Here is a 15,487-nt window from a genome sequence, read left to right as displayed (position 1 = left end):
GATGTCGGCTTGGGCGGTGGGCGACCACAGCGACCAGTTCCCGACGATGTCGTAGATCTGGTAGTCGATATCTTGCAAGCCGACGCCGCCGGCGTCGATGACGCTGCGCGGGACGGTGAAGACGACGTCCTTGCCGACCTCGGCGGCGGCCAGCGGACCGACGGTGAGGTCGTTGCCGGTGTGGCCCCAGCGCAGGGTGATGCTGTCGCCCTCCGCCATATAGGCGTACGGCGCGATGGTGACGGTGGCCGAGGGGGTGGCCGGATCGATCGGGCGAGGCACGATCGTGGGCACGACGAGGTTCTCGTTGATATAGGGCGTGCTCACCACGGTGTCGAGGTCGCCGGGCACGGTGAGCTTGATGACCAGCTCGTCGGGCGCCGAATCGAACGTGGAGCCGATGGCGTCGCGCACGCGGGAGCGGATGAGATGGGTACCGTCGCCCAGTTCCGAAAGTGTCTTGGCGGGGATCAGCACGGCCACGCTCTCGACCGGTGCCAGGACGGCGGCGCTGCCCAGAATCTTGTCATCGGGACCGACGACGAACGCGGTGTCCCCGCCGTTGAAGTCATCCCAGACAATACGGGCGACGATGTCGACGTCGGGATTCTGCTTCAGGTCGAGATAGCCCAGGCCGCCGTCGGCGGCGCGCTCGATGTAGGGGACGTCGATCGCATGAGGCGCGGTCTTGCGGGTGGTGTCTCCCATGACGATGTTCCCCGTTGTATTTGAATGCCTTGTGTTTCTCGTGTCGATCGCGAGCACGGGATTCCTGGCGCGGTTCGGATCCGATTGCCCCGTGCCATTCGGATTGCGCGCGTTGTAAGTAACGCGAGCCGATCCCATGCCGGGTATGCCGGTCGAAGAGACGACAGCGCTGATTTGTTCCGCCGTGATCTTGAAGTCGACGTAGACTTTCATGTCCGGAACCGGGGGACGCACCGGGTCGCCAGCCAGGTAGTCGTCCTTCGGCACGAGGTCTGCTGCGGCGACGACGTGTGGCTCCAGGTCCACCGGTTCCATGTCGAAGCTGGCATGGCCCGTGAGCGTCTTGTTAGGCCGCCAGGTGACGGCGATCGTGTCGCCCACACGCATGTTCGGATAGGCGTAGATACGAATGACCGTACCATCGACGCCTCTGTCCGTCAGGACGAGATGGCCTGCGCTGTTGATTTCACCCTCGCGGAAGACCGCATACGGCAACCAGTCCCCACCGCCCGGGAGTTCCGAAGGATCGCCCACGCTCACGTCCGCGGCCGGCGACCTCGTCACGTTCTCGAACGGCGTGGTCGAAAGACGCCGTGTCGCGGTGTAGTGGGCATGCCAGGCGCCCGGGCCGACAGCGGTCAGCGCGTCGGTGGGAATCGTTCGCTGGATGTCGTCGCCCGGCGTCGTCACCTCGAATGGCGTATCCACCGCTGTGCCTTCCCAGTACAGCTGCACGATGTCGCCGACCGCGAAGGCGGGCACCGTGGCGTCGGAGGCCCGCATGCCCGGTATCGTCGCGACCGCATCGCTGTCGAGCGCATCCGCGGGAATCTCGTTGTCGTTGCCACCTTCCGTCGACCGGACGACGGGCTTGCCCAGGCCTTCGTTGACGGGCGTGAACGGATCGGGATCCTTTCCCCCGGCACCGAAGAGATTGATGGCCGTCGTGGCCGGCACGTTCGGCTCGCCGAGAAACACGCCGCCGCGCGTGACCTTGTAGGTCACCGTCACGGGGACGTCGATGTCGTTGTCTCCGGCCGTGGCGAACCAGTCGTCGTAGACGTCGTCGTACGACACGAGGAACGCGAGCACCGGATCCCGGCCTTCGCCGCCGGGACGGATCGTCTGTGGCTCGGTCTCGATGCCGTTCCAGAAAACACTGACGACGTCGTTCGGCTTGTACAGGGCGTTGCCCGGAATATCCACGATCACGGCGGCCTGGGGTCGCGTGTCCGCATCGGTGACCAGCCCATCGTCCGCTCCGGGAACCAGCGGTGTCTCGAGATCGTCGATGCGCTCGTCGAGCCGGAGCTGCAACCTCACTTCCTTCGAAAGCGCGCTCACGTTGCCTGCGCGATCTTCGAAGGTGTAGGCAAAGCCATGCTTGCCATCCGGTGCGTCGCTGTCGTCGCCGATCGCCTCGAGAATCGCACGAGGGATCCGGAGCTCGACATCGGACATCTCCTGCCCAGGCGCGACTTCGACCGGTGGCAGCGCGTCGACGCGGATGCCATCGACGTACAGCTGAATATAGTCGCCAGGCTGCTGGCCGTTGTAACGCTCGACGGTTGCCGGCAACCAGCTGCCGTTCGCATCGGAGTCGAGGTCTTCCTGCGTCACGCCGTCCGCGACGCCCGCAGGGAAAATCATCCGGGGTGGCACACCGGTGCCGCCGGGCGGTGTGTAGTCGACGATGAATTGCTGTCCCGCGGGGCCGCTCCCGACTCCTCCTCCGGAGAACAACAGCGTGTAATTCAGCGAATGGACACCTTCGACCACGCGCAGATCGGCAGCCAGTTCGAGCGGAATGACCGGCTCCGTGAGGTAGGGCTCGACATCGACGATCGGTCCGACAGGTTGTCCGTCCACCGTCAGCTGAATCTTGTCGCCCGTATCGCCGGGAAAACTGTTGGTAGCTAGTTCCAGAACGATGGGATCGTCGCGAACATCGACGATGAGCAGAAAGTCGGCCTGCATGCCTGACGCGACGCGAGCCAGCACGCCCGATGGAAACATCAGCGGCGTAACCGCATCGATGGACGCGCGGTGCCCCGGGTCCGTAGTCATGTCGCGTCCCTCCATGGACGATGATGTTGGCAGTCTAAGTCAAGGTGTCGGCGGCGCATCGCACCGCCGACACCTTGTCCTGATCACATGGCCGGCGTATCTGATGGTGTCACCGGGTCGGGCAGCCGCCGCGGGAATCGAGGTTGATCAATTGCACCGCCGAAGTAACGGTTTCGCTGTCATCCAGCTTGCCGAGCACCGTATACGTGGCATGAATATGAAGCGAGAGCCCGTCACCTGGAATATCGCGCCGCATCAAATCGTGTTCCGAATAATGGAAGATGGTCTTCGCGGCTTCCTGTCCCGGAGCCACCTCGATTTCGATCGTCGGGAGGTCTCGCGGAGGGGCCGGAACAGTGTCCGTGGCGTGACCGGTCGCGATGAAGCGCGTGTACACTTTCCCCGTCATGGTGATCTTGTCGCCGACACTCTGGTTCTCGTAGACCGGTACTTCGAAGTCCACGCCGCCGTCTTTCGCCTCACACGGCCCGATCGCGAGCGGCTTGGGGGGGTTCTCCGCTTTGGGCACGTTACACGGCGGGAGGGTCCCCTTGCCAGGTAAGAGATCGTTTCCTTTCACCGACACATCAGTCGGAGGCGAGAGGGAGCGATTCGACGCACCCGACGCAAAGGTGCGATCGATGGTATAGGCGAGCGCCTTGATGCCTGAACCCCGCGCTACGATGGTGGCGGTTGGAAGTACCACGTCGATATTGGCCGTCGGTGCGGCTGCGATATCCACAGGGGCGAGTTCTATACCGTCGTAAATGACGGTCAGCACATCGTCCGCGACGAACACATCGACGTCGTTGCCGTCCTCGTCGGTGTACTGATAGGGGACCGTAACTTTGGCGTCCTTGTCCAGATCGCCTTTCGGAATCTCGTTCGTCTCGCCCGAAGCGCTGGTAAGCGTCGGTGGAACGAGGTGTTCGTTGGCCGGTGTGCCAGGATCAGGGTCGACGTTTCCGCCCTGGTACAGGTTGACTTCGACGGCGGTGTCCGCCGTGGGGCGGCCGGCGACCATGTTGCCGCGCAATAGCCGGTAGCTCACGTCGACCGTCTGCACGGTGTCGCTCAGGCCACCCGTGTCGTTGCTCCAGGAATCGAGGACCGCGGCGTACTTCACGAGCGCGGTTGCCATCGGGTCGGCGGCAGGATCGACGTCCACGGGGCCAATCTCGATGTCACCCCAATGCACCATGATCTTGTCAGTCGCCAGCGGCCCTGCGACCTGGGGGATATTCACCGTGATCTGCGCACGTGCGTCAGACTCGCCCAAGGGCGTTCCCTTCGTGTACTGGGGTACCAGCGGTGCCTCGAGGTTGGTCACCTCGCCCGCGAGCAGCACATCGAGCACGACGGGCTCGGAGGGCGCAGACACATTGCCGGCGCGGTCGCTGATCTTGTAGCTGAAGGTCAGCTTTCCAGTGGCGCCTGCGGCGGTTTCCTGCGTTTCGATGAAGTCGCGCTTGAACTTCACCGTGATCTGGTCGGTGCCTGCCGCGATGGCGTCCACCGTTTCCTCGGCGCCGTTGACGATGCCGGTGACCGTGTCGCCCGCCTTATCGTGACCTTCGTAGCTGAACACTGTCGCCGGCAGGTAGTAAGTCGTCCCGCCATCGTCGCTCACGAGAACGGCGGCCGTGACGCCTTCAGCGATCACTTCGTCCGCGAAGCGCAGGGGGCCCAGCCCTTCATCACCTCCCGGTGCCGTGTAGTCGGTGATGTAGGACTGGCCGAGTGGTCCGCTATCGGTCCCGCCCAGGCCGTAGTAATACCTGATGTTGATATATGTCTTTCCTTCCGTCTGCGTGGCGCGCGCCGCGGCAGGCAGAGGCAGTTTCGCGATCCATTGCGCCGGCGGAAGTATGCCGCCGCTCCCGTCTTCAAAAAACGGGTCGACGTCGATAACGTTACCGATCGCTGTTTCCGTGCCGTCTTCGCCGACGAATACGAGCCCTATGGTATCGCCGATTCCGTAATCGAGCGGCGTTGTTTCCATGGGAAGTGTCAGCACGAGATCCTTCGTTTCCGTGCTCGCGAGCAGTAGATTGTCAGCGGGGGCGCCAGGAGGCACAGGCGCAAGATCCCCCGCGGCGAACTCGAGTTTCACCGCGATGGTAGCCCGAGCACCAGCCCTCATGCTGTCCCTGCGCATCAATGTCGCGGCGGTGGACGAATCGATCGCAACGGGCTTGCGGCCTGACGGGTAGCGGCGACGTGGTGTGCCATCCATGGCGAATTCCTCCTGAAAGGTGTGTGAGATAACCGAGCCCCAGCCTCATACCAGGGAGTAATGACCTTACCCATTCCCGTCGACATGTGCGATATCCCGGAGGTCGTAGGTATGGCGTTTGTGTGTCCGGAATCGGACGATCCACGTGTCCGGATACGGACACATCGGCGCAGTTTTCCTGCCGGACGTGATGCTCGCCGATTTCCATGCCGCAAAAGAGATGACAGCCGATAGCTGCTGCGCTAAACGAAGATCACGCATTTTAGGACTAATCCTATGGCGAGCGTGGCAACCCATGATGTGGAATAAGGCCTCCCCCCCCCCGCGCGGCCGATCAACGACCCTGACCGCCTCAGGCCGTCTTTGGGCCCGTGCCCCTATTCTATGATTCTTGAGCGAGCCATGACGAACAATCGCACCCGAGCGATACCCGGTCCACTGTCTGCAGCCATCGCGTGTGTACTTCTCTTGCCCACGGCGGATGCCGTCGCGGGAGTCGTCATTCCAGGCGGAATGCATACGGTGCAGGCAGGCGATCCTGCTGAGATGTGGCAAGTGGGGAACGGCGGGAGTTTGACGCTCGCGCCGGGCGCATCCGCGCTGGGTATCACTGCCCTGAGCGCGCGTATCGATATCGGCTCCGGAGCGACGATTGAGAACGCGGCTGGAAACGCCCTTGAGTTCGCCAACGGCACGAGCGCGACGATCGTCGGCGCCACCATCAGAAGCAGATCGGTCGACGAATCCGATATCGGGCTGCGGACGTACACGAGTGGTGCCAGCGCTTCGATCACCCGCGTGTCGGTGACGGCGAGCACGATCTCGGCAACCGGTCACGGACTATTGGTGACGGGACCGGGCGAGGTGTCGATTGATCGTGTCACGGCGACTTCGACGGGGACGAGCGCGAACGGTGGCATTGGCGCAGGCGTTTACAACGGGACGCTGAGTGCGACCGGATCGTCCATCACCGGCGAACGATATGGCGTAAGAATGCTTCATGAAGAGCGTGCGGATGCCTCGAGTGGCGGTCGGCATCTGGTGCTCGACGATTCCACCGTGACCGGTCGGAGCGAGGCGGCGGTCAGGGTGCAGTCGACAGCACGAAACGTTACCGATGGGACGGTCGAACTGCGCAACCACAGCAGGCTGGTGGGCGAGAACGGTGTCGCTATCGATGCGACCTCGCGGACGACGCTTGATCTGCTGGCCGATGCGAGCGATATCGTTGGTGATATCCACATCGCGCGTGGGGCCAGCGCTACGGTGGCCGATGGCACGGCGAACCTCAGACTCCAGAACGGTGCGGTTCTGACTGGCGCCATCAAGGGTTCGGTGACGGCGGCCGTGACGTCTTCGTCGATCTGGACCATGGCAACGGATTCGGAGGTCAACGCACTTGAGCTTTCGGATGCGACAATCGCATTTGCATCGCCGCCCCCGACATTGCATCGTTCGTTGGTGATTCATGGGGATCTTTCGGGAACGGGCGGTCTCGTCGCGGTACAGACGAACCTGGACCAGGGTGGCGACATCTCGGCCCAGGGCACGGACCGGCTGCTGATCGAAGGCAACGTGTCCACCACGGGTGCCACGACACTCGCAGTGAGCGGATCAGGCTCTGGGGCGCTCACCGACGTGAACCAGAACGGTGTCGTCGACGCTAACGAGGGCATCTCGCTGGTCCAGGTCGCCGGCGCGTCGCGTGCCGACGCGTTCACGCTGCGTGGCGGTTACGTGGCCGCCGGGCCGTGGCAATACAGGCTGCACGCGTTCGGCCCTGGTGCCGTGGATCAGGCGCAGAACGCGCTGCAGAATGGCGCGGCGCTCGCATGGGACTATCGCCTGGGTAATACCATCGTGTGCGAAAGCGACTGCGAGCCGGTCGACCCCGTCGTTCCACCAGTGGATCCGGTCGATCCGCCCGTGGAGCCGCCGGTCGAACCGCCGGTCGACCCAAATCCCGGCGACGGCGGCCGCGAGGCGGTCGTGCCGCAGATGCCGTCGTACCTGTCCGCGCCGGCCGCGCTGCTTACCTACGGCGACATGCTCAACGACGGCCTGCACCAGCGTCTCGGCGAGGTCCGCACGGGTATATCGAGCGACCCCGTCGGTGGCGAGGTCTTCGCGCGTTACCTCGGCGGCCAGCTGCGTTACACGTCGAACCTGTCGTTCAAACGCTTCGGCTACGACTTCGACCAGCAGGTCAACGCGCTGCAGTTCGGCGGCAGCCTGGTCGCACTCGATGGCGACAATGGGTCGTTGCGTGCCGGCTGGGCCGCCGACCACGGCACGACGCGCGTCACGCCGAAGGCGGTCGACGGCAACAGCTCGGCGAAGTACCGGGCCAACGGTGTTTCGGCATGGATCACATGGCAGCATGGCGGCGGGCTCTGGGTGGACGGCGTGATCGGTTCCACGCGCTATCGCGGCGATGTCGGCACCGATCTGCGCGGCTCCGACGTGGGACGCGTGCGCGCCAACGGCTGGACGATGTCGGTCGAAGCGGGCATGCCGATGGCGCTGGGTGGCGACTGGACCGTCGAACCGCGGTTCCAGCTGAAGCACCAGGCGCTGAACTTTCGCAACTTCACCGACGGCGACGGCCTCCTGGTGAGGCTCGGCACGGCGAAGCAGACGAGCGCGCGGATCGGCGCGCAGGTGTCGCGAAAAACGAACGTGCGGTTCATGCCGTATGCGAGCCTCGACCTGACGCACACCAGCCATGGCGATCCGGGTGTCGACGTCTCGAGTGCCGACTGGCATGTCGCCGAGCGCTTCGGTTCCGGTCGTGTGGGTAACGCGTATCGCGTCGCCGCGGGCGCCGTGAGCCAGCTGACCGATCACGTGCAGGTGTACGGACAAGGCACCTACCAGCATTTCGTCGGCAGCTACGGCATGCGCGGCTGGGCGGGCAACCTCGGGGTGCGCGTCACCTTCTGACGACGGGCGAATGACCACGGCGGCGCAGTCCATGTGCCGCCGTGGTGCCTTGCCTAGTCACCCGCGTCGACACCGTGAGCTGCGAACGGTTCGCGCATCTTGCGCGTTCCGTGTGCTGCGCATCCTTGGATCCTTCCTCGCGCGAGTCCTTGCGCTTCGATCCAGTCCTTTTGCGCGTCCTGCTCCTGGGGCCTTCCTTTGCGGGCGTCCCTTCCTGACCCGTCCGCAGCGTCCCGGTGTCGAGGGTTCAGGCTAATCAGGCGACGGCTCGACGAAAATATGCCTGTGGTTGTAGGCGTCATTGTCCGTTTCCGGACGTGCATCGCCCTGTTTTCGCGTGGAAAGTGTCCGCATGTCCGCGCGAAGCCCGTCGTATCGCGGCATGCGGTGCCGCGACGGCGAACGAGGCTGTCCGCTTCCGGACAGCGCCTTACTGGATGGCGATGATCCAGAGCGATGCGCCCTGGACGGGGGCGGCGGTCCAGTGCACGCGATAGCGTCCCGCTTCGCTTACCTGACGCCACGCGACCGCGCCCTGCACCCCGCTCTCGTCGGGTAGCTGCACGAACGCGTCGATCAGCGTGAAGCCGTCGCCCGGTGTCGCGGTCATCTGCTTCACGCCGCCGTCGCCCCACCAGAACGCGAGCAACGTGGCGGGTCCGTCGACCTCGATGGCATCGCTCGCGACGACGAGCGACGGGTCGGCATACGATTGCGCGAAAGCGGCGACGCGTCGTGCATCGCGTACCTCGACGAAGGGGAGCGACAGCTCGCCCTTCGGTTCGCCGCGCTTGACGATCGACACGGTGTGGCTCGGACCGCCTTTGCCACCGAGCGCCACCCATGCGTTGACGTTGAAGCGGTTGCCGTAGTTCGCGTAGGTCGCGGCGTGACCGAGTCGCTTCCACGTATTGCCGTAGGTGTCGCTCGGGCGCGCGTCGTTGCTCGCGTAGCCTGCGTTGAACGCGACGAAGACGCTGTCCCGTGCCTGCGTGGTCATGGCCGGCGTGGTCGCGGGACTGCTGCCGAGACCTTCGCCCTGGCCCAGGAAAACGTGCGCACCGAGCGAGGGTGCGGGGACGTCGGCGGCCATCGCCGCGGCGATCGATGCGAGCGACAGGGCGATGGCGATGAGCGGCGCGTGCGACGGCATGTCGCTTCTCCAAAAGTTGTACTTGTCACGATGAAGGACCTGCGCCACGCTTGGCGGAGCGGACCGCTGGCCGGAAGGGAGGTCGCGCGTACCGTTCCAGGGGAGTGGCGGCAGGTGGCGCACGAAACCGATTTTCTCGACCTCTACGGAAAGCTGCGGCTCGAGCCCGGCTGTTCCCTGGACGAATTCAAGCAGGCCTATCGTCGCAACGTGGCGCTCTGGCATCCGGATCGTCGCCGCGGATCGCGCGCCGACGTGCTGGCGGCGGCGCGGCTGCAACGTCTCACGGCGCAGTACGGCGCGGCGATGGACTTCTACCGGCGCCACGGGCGTCTGCCCGGCGCGCCGATTCCCGCAAGGCCCATCGTCGCGGAGGCGACGGTGGCCGACACGGTCGACATCGCGCCGCCCATGGAGGCGCGGCCCGCCGCGGCGTCCGTGCCGACGCCCGGTGGCCCGCCGCGAGGTCTGCCGCTGCGCTGGTGGTTCGCGGCGGTGCTCCTGGGCGTCGGCGCGGTGGTCTGGTGGATGTGGCCGGATGGCTATGTGGCCGATGTCGAAGACGAACCGCGCGCGCCATCCGCCGTGCATGCCGGGCAAACACCGGTGGTCACGATCGCCCTCGGCATGACGACCGACGAAGTGATCGCGATCGAGGGTGAGCCGACGCGCCGCGCCGACGATCGGTGGGAATACGGCCCGTCGTGGATCCGCTTCGAAGGGGACCAGGTCGTCGACTGGTACAGCTCGCCCCTGCGCGCGCTTCACGTCGTGTCTCCCCGACCGCGTCCGTGAGCTCATCGCCGCGCGGTCAGCGCGCGCCGCGGCCGAACAGCACCACTTCCACCGTCTCGATGAGGATGACCATGTCGAGAAACAGGTTGTGGTTCTTCACGTAGAAGAGGTCGTATTTCAGCTTCTCGGCGGCGTCCTCTTCGGAGGCGCCGTAGGGATAGCTCAGCTGGGCCCAGCCGGCGAGGCCCGGCTTGATGCTGTGGCGCAGGCTGTAGAAGCGGATCTTCGTTTCGAGGTCGGAGACGAATTGCGGACGCTCCGGGCGCGGACCGACGATGCTCATGTCGCCGCGGATCACGTTCCATAGCTGCGGCAGCTCGTCGAAACGCAGCTTGCGGCAGATGCGTCCCACGCGCGTGACGCGGTCGTCGTTGCTCGATGCCCAGCGTGCCACGCCGTCGAGTTCCGCGTCGGTGCGCATGCTGCGGAACTTGTAGAGCCAGAACGGCCGGCCCTGTTCGCCGACGCGTTCCTGGCGGTAGAGGATCGGCTGGCCACGCCCCGATTCGATCCGTATGGCCAGCGCGACGCCGAGCATGATCGGCCAGCAGAGCAGGGCGATCGTCGAGGCCGCGGCGATGTCGAAGGCCCGCTTGACGAACAGCGCGATCGGCGTCGCGTTGAATCCACCGGAAAACACCAGCCACGAGGGATCGAGCATCGTCAGCTGCACGCGGCCGGCTTCGCGCTCCACGAACGTGGTGAGGTCGGTGATCTGCACGCCGAGCTGGCGGCAGGCGAGCAGATCGTCCATGGGCAGGCTCCCCCGCCGGTCGTCGACGCCGACGACGATCTCATCGATACGTTCGCGGTGCGCGAGCGCGGCGAGGCTGCCCTCGGGCCGCAGGAGCAGCGCCTCGGGGATCGCGACCTTTTCGTTCGGTCCGCGCACGTAGCCCATGAGGCAGAAGCCACGCCGATCGGCGCGACGGCGCATGCGGTTGTGGATCTGCGCGGCGCGCTCGCCGGCGCCCAGAACGAGCACCCGGCGCTTCAGCGACTCCATCTCCACCATGCGCATGAAGAGCGCACGGAATCCGGCGGTCGCGAGAAAGCCGATGACGAGTGCCATGCCGAGCACGCCGCGTCCCACATAGGCCTGCGGAATCACGTAGTAGCCGACGATCAGCGCGAGGCCGCCCATCGCGAAGGCGATGGCGTGGCGTGCGAGCTGGCCGCGCCAGCTCATGCGCAGCGTGGCCCGGTATTCGCCGAGGGCGGCCATGCACAGGAAGATCACCACCGCGAACATGGTGGCGCGAGCCGTCACGTTCTGTGTCGACGCGGCGAGGTCCTCCGGCGAGGGAGCGAAACGGATCCACGTCGCGGCGTTGAGCGAGGCCGCGAGCAGGAGCAGCTCGCACGATCCCAGCAGCGTGAGCCAGCGCAGGATCGGCTGTCGGAACAGGCGAATCATCGGTTACCCCTCATGTCACGCGTCCCCAGCTGCCATACCGAGAGGCTAGGAACTGGAGGGCGGCGTGTCGATTCCACTTACGGTTCGTTCGCCGGCTAGGCCGAAAGGCCGGTCGGTCACGCCAGGCCGCTCCGCTCGCAGGCCGACAGCAGCACGCGCAGGTGTTCGGCCAGCCGCAGGCTGAGCGCGATCAGGGTGAACGTCGGAAACGCCCAGCCGCCGGTGGGGAAGGTCGAGCTGCCCGCCACATGCAGGTTGGCGATGCCGTGCACCGTGCCCATGGGGTCCACGACGCCGCGCGACGGATCGTCCGCCATGCGCGTCGTGCCCATGTGGTGCGCGGTCCCGTGGATGCCTGGAGGCCCTTCGCCCGCGATCCACGGGGCGGGATCGAAACGACCATTGCATGCCGCGGCGAGGCGGTCGCCGGCGAGCACCGTCATGGTCTGCCAGGTGTGGCGGTCGAGGTCGTTGAGGCGCCAGTCCACGCGCACGCGGCGCAGCCCGAGCGGGTCGCGGTCGTCGCCGAGGGTCACCCGGCTGTCGCGCTGGGGTGCCTGCTCGAAGAAACCCACCAGTTCGACGCGATCGCTGCGCACGGTCGGCCTGTCGGCGACCTTCTGCGCGACGGCGCGGACGACGTCACCGATGTGCAGTCCGAGGCGCACCGCGCTGATGACGAGATTCTGCTGCACCGCCACGCTGCCGCCTGGCCCGTTCTGCAGTGCCGCGGAAAGACGCGCTTCCAGCAGCGCGGCCTCGTTCCGCGTCGGAGGCCGAAGGGCGGCGCGCACGTCGCGAAGCGCACGGATGCCGCGCGGTACCTGGCCCTCGACCGGGAATGGGTGCACGCGGCCGTTGAGCGTGCGATGCCGGGACTGCGCGCTCATCGACAGGCCGATCTCGGGCGCCAGCGGCGCGCGCACCTTGCCGATCGTGCGCTCGTACGGACGCGTGACGATGTCGGGTTGGTCGGCGCGGATGCTGCCGATGGTCCCGCTCGGGTGGTCCATGAAGTATCGGCCGACCAGGTCGCGGTCGTTGCCGAGGCCATGTGGCGCGACCGAGTCCGACAGCAGCAGGATGCGCGCGTTCTCGATACCGCCGGCGGCGAGCACGTAGTGGCGCGCGAAGACGCGGCCACGGCGCCCGTCGAGCGTGCCGATCCTCGCGCCCGTGACCTGGCCGGCGTCGTGCGTCGCCTCGAGTTCCATGACGTTCGCGTGCAACAGCACCGTGATGTTGGGCGCGGCGTGCAGCTCGTCGCGGTACGCCTCGCCGAACGTGATCGGGCTGCGGGCGAAGACGAAGTTGGCCAGCGCCTCCGGATCCAGGTCGAGCGGACGTCTCGGCGGCGGGCCGTCGAACGCGCCGGGCCCGAAGCGATGGACGGGATCGATACGGCAAAAATCCCTCGCCCGTTCGTACCATGGTGCGAGATCGGCGTAGCGCAGCGGCCAGCCGCTGTCGGGTACCCAGTCGCGGGGTTCGAGATCGCTGTCCGCGAACGGAATGCATCCACCGCCCCACAGGGTGCAGCTGCCGCCGAACACGCGCATGCGCGAGGTGCCGGCGTCGAAAGGAAGGTCGCCGACCGATTCGCCGTCGTAGAGCGACTGGCTGCGGTCTTCGCCGGCAAGGCCGCCGCCTTCGAGGAGACAGACCCGCGTCGCGGTGCCGAGGAAGGCGCGCGCGATGGCGATGCCCGCAGGGCCTGCGCCGACGATGCACAGGTCGGCCTGGACGTCGTCCGGGATGGATCGATCCAGGTAGTCGATGATCACGGTGCTTCTCCCGGGGAATCGGCGTATGCGTTCATGTCGTTCGCTGTGGTTGCTGGGGTCAGGCGCCGTAGTACGCGCGATACCATTCCACGAAACGACCGACGCCTTCGTCCACGTCCACTTTCGGCGCGTAACCGGTGGCCTGGACGAGGGCGGATACGTTCGCCTCGGTATCGGGCACGTCGCCGGGCTGCAGGGGCAACATGTCCAGTCGTGCCTTGCGCCCGAGGCGTTCTTCCAGCACTTCGATGTAGCGCAGCAGCTGCACCGGTTTTTCGTTGCCGATGTTGAAGATCCGGTAGGGCGCGACGCCGCTGCTGCCCGGGTCGGGCCGCGCACCCGACCAGCGGTCGTTGCTCTTCGGCAGGGCATCGAGCGTGCGGATCACGCCCTCGACGATGTCGTCGACGTAGGTGAAGCTGCGTTTGTGATGCCCATGGTTGAACACCGGAATCGGCTCGCCGGCGAGGATCGCGCGCGTGAACAGGAACAGCGCCATGTCCGGGCGGCCCCACGGACCGTAGACGGTGAAGAAGCGCAGGCCGGTGCAGGGCAGGCCATAGAGGTGGGCGTACGAGTGCGCCATCTGCTCGTTGGCCTTCTTCGTCGCCGCGTAGAGCGTCAGCGGGTGCTCCGTCGGCTGGTGCTCGGAGAAGGGCAGGTGAGTGTTGGCGCCATACACCGAACTGGTGGACGCGAATACGAGATGCTCCACGCCGTGGCGACGGCAGCCCTCGAGCACGTGCAGGAAACCGGTGACGTTGCTCGAAACGTACACGTGCGGATTCTTCGTCGCGTAACGTACCCCCGCCTGCGCCGCGAGGTGCACGACGCGCTCCGGACGGTGCGTGGCGAACGCCGTTTCCATGGCATCGCGGTCGGAAAGATCGGCGTGTACGTGCGTGTAGCGGGGATGGTCCTGGAAATGGGCCAGCCGGGCCTTCTTCAGCCCGACGTCGTAGTAATCGGACAGGTTGTCGAGCCCGACGACCCGGTCGCCGCGCTCGAGAAGCCGGGTCGCGACGTGGAATCCGATGAAGCCGGCGGTGCCCGTGACCAGGATCTTCATGGGAAATCCGCAGGTCAGAGCCGGCCGTCCACCGCGTCGCGGGGCAGCACGTACTTGACGTCGTAGACGACGGAGAGCGGCTTGCCGAAGGCACGGATGCCTTCGGCGCCCAGCGCGACGAACTCGCGGTGGCCGACGGCGACGACGATCGCGTCGTAGGCGCCGTGCAGCGGTTCCTCGACCGGATCGATGTCGTATTCGTGACGCGCTTCGGCCCGGCGCACCCATGGATCGTGCACGTCGACCGCCACGCCATAGCTGCCGAGCGCGCCGACGATGTCGACGACCCGCGTATTGCGCAGGTCGGGGCAGTTTTCCTTGAAGGCCAGGCCGAGCACGAGCACGCGGGCGCCCACGGGGTTGATCCCCTTGCGGACCATCAGGCGCACCAGCTCGCTCGCGATGTACGGCCCCATGCCGTCGTTGGTGCGCCGACCAGCGAGGATCACATCGGGGTGGTGCCCGACCTGCTGCGCCTTGTGGGTGAGGTAATACGGGTCGACGCTGATGCAGTGGCCGCCGACCAGTCCGGGGCGGAACGGCAGGAAGTTCCACTTGGTGCCCGCGGCCTCGAGCACTTCGAGCGTGTCGATGCCGAGCTTGTTGAAGAGGATGGCGAGGTCGTTGACCAGCGCGATGTTGAGGTCGCGCTGCGTGTTCTCGATGACCTTGGCCGCTTCGGCCACCTTGAGCGAGCTCGCGCGATGCGTGCCCGCGGTGATCACCGAGCGATAGAGCGCATCGACGAAATCGGCGGCCTCCGGCGTGGAGCCGGAGGTCACCTTGAGAATGCTGGTGACCCGGTGCGTCTTGTCGCCCGGGTTGATGCGCTCGGGGCTGTAGCCGGCGAAGAAGTCGCGATTGAAGACGAGGCCGGAGCCGCGCTCCAGGATCGGCACGCACACTTCCTCGGTGCAACCGGGATACACGGTGGATTCGTAGACGACCACGTCGCCGGGCTTGAGCACGCGGGACAGCGTCTCGCTGGCCCTGACGAGCGGCGTCAGATCGGGTCGCCGGGCATCGTCGATCGGCGTCGGAACGGTGACGATGTAGACGTCGCAGCCCGCGAGTTCGTCGAGCTTGGAGGAAAACCTCAAACGCTTCGCCCCGGCGAGCTCCGCGGCATCCACTTCCAGAGTGGCGTCGAATCCCTCGTTCAGCTCGGCGACGCGCTCGGCGCGGATGTCGAATCCCACGGTGGCGTAGCGCTTGCCAAACTCGACGGCGAGCGGCAGGCCCACGTACCCAAGGCCAACGATGCCGACCCGGACCGTATCCAGCGAAGGCGCCACGAAACCGCCCGTGGCCGCCC

General features: G+C 66.1%; 9 protein-coding genes. 2 read left to right on the top strand and 7 right to left on the bottom strand.

Features of this window, described 5'->3' with window-relative positions:
* The coding region (locus BMX32_RS15635; RefSeq protein ID WP_089980132.1) for a hypothetical protein at window positions 1-2,775 on the bottom strand (2,775 nt) is incomplete at its 3' end.
* A gap of 109 nt (window positions 2,776-2,884) precedes the next feature.
* Window positions 2,885-5,011, bottom strand: coding sequence for a hypothetical protein (locus BMX32_RS15630; protein ID WP_139206757.1), 2,127 nt, complete (start codon window positions 5,009-5,011; stop codon window positions 2,885-2,887).
* Window positions 5,012-6,004: 993 nt separating this feature from the next.
* Here BMX32_RS15630 and BMX32_RS15625 point away from each other — a divergent pair.
* Window positions 6,005-7,954, top strand: coding sequence for an autotransporter family protein (locus BMX32_RS15625; RefSeq protein WP_170843695.1), 1,950 nt, complete (start codon window positions 6,005-6,007; stop codon window positions 7,952-7,954).
* Window positions 7,955-8,384: 430 nt separating this feature from the next.
* Here the strand turns inward: BMX32_RS15625 and BMX32_RS15620 are convergent, their stop codons facing one another.
* Window positions 8,385-9,107 carry a hypothetical protein gene (locus BMX32_RS15620; RefSeq protein ID WP_089980126.1) on the bottom strand — a complete coding sequence of 241 codons (723 nt, stop codon included), beginning with the start codon at window positions 9,105-9,107 and terminating at the stop codon, window positions 8,385-8,387.
* 114 nt (window positions 9,108-9,221) lie between these two features.
* Here BMX32_RS15620 and BMX32_RS15615 point away from each other — a divergent pair, with 114 nt between their 5' ends.
* The gene (locus tag BMX32_RS15615; RefSeq protein ID WP_089980124.1) at window positions 9,222-9,902 is read left to right on the top strand and encodes a J domain-containing protein; all 681 of its coding nucleotides are present in this window, start codon (window positions 9,222-9,224) and stop codon (window positions 9,900-9,902) included.
* 16 nt (window positions 9,903-9,918) lie between these two features.
* On the opposite strand, the gene BMX32_RS15610 is transcribed toward BMX32_RS15615, so the two are convergent.
* From BMX32_RS15610 to tviB, 4 genes are all read right to left on the bottom strand, one after another.
* On the bottom strand, window positions 9,919-11,319 hold the full coding sequence (locus tag BMX32_RS15610; protein ID WP_029213920.1) for a TIGR03013 family XrtA/PEP-CTERM system glycosyltransferase: 1,401 nt from the start codon (window positions 11,317-11,319) through the stop codon (window positions 9,919-9,921).
* A gap of 116 nt (window positions 11,320-11,435) precedes the next feature.
* Entirely contained in the window at window positions 11,436-13,103 is a 1,668-nt protein-coding gene (locus BMX32_RS15605) for a GMC oxidoreductase (RefSeq protein WP_089980122.1), read from the bottom strand.
* A gap of 58 nt (window positions 13,104-13,161) precedes the next feature.
* Complete coding sequence (locus BMX32_RS15600) at window positions 13,162-14,172, bottom strand: NAD-dependent epimerase (RefSeq protein ID WP_089980120.1); 1,011 nt, start codon at window positions 14,170-14,172, stop codon at window positions 13,162-13,164.
* A gap of 14 nt (window positions 14,173-14,186) precedes the next feature.
* Window positions 14,187-15,455 (bottom strand): Vi polysaccharide biosynthesis UDP-N-acetylglucosamine C-6 dehydrogenase TviB, encoded by a 1,269-nt coding sequence (gene tviB, locus BMX32_RS15595; RefSeq protein ID WP_244511577.1) that lies wholly within the window; start codon window positions 15,453-15,455, stop codon window positions 14,187-14,189.
* Window positions 15,456-15,487: the final 32 nt, after the last annotated feature.

Source organism: Luteibacter sp. UNCMF331Sha3.1 (assembly GCF_900109915.1).
In the GTDB taxonomy this organism is placed as follows: Bacteria; Pseudomonadota; Gammaproteobacteria; order Xanthomonadales; family Rhodanobacteraceae; genus Luteibacter.
Note: the sequence above shows the minus strand (reverse complement) of the source record. Positions and strands in the feature narration are given on the sequence as shown.

Excerpts from the sequence above, each read along its gene's own strand:
- BMX32_RS15610 (WP_029213920.1), bottom strand. The coding sequence starts at position 11,319 with ATGATTCGCCTGTTCCGACAGCCGATCCTGCGCTGGCTCACGCTGCTG.
- BMX32_RS15625 (WP_170843695.1), top strand. The coding sequence starts at position 6,005 with ATGCTTCATGAAGAGCGTGCGGATGCCTCGAGTGGCGGTCGGCATCTG.
- BMX32_RS15600 (WP_089980120.1), bottom strand. The coding sequence starts at position 14,172 with ATGAAGATCCTGGTCACGGGCACCGCCGGCTTCATCGGATTCCACGTC.
- BMX32_RS15630 (WP_139206757.1), bottom strand. The coding sequence starts at position 5,011 with ATGGATGGCACACCACGTCGCCGCTACCCGTCAGGCCGCAAGCCCGTT.
- BMX32_RS15620 (WP_089980126.1), bottom strand. The coding sequence starts at position 9,107 with ATGCCGTCGCACGCGCCGCTCATCGCCATCGCCCTGTCGCTCGCATCG.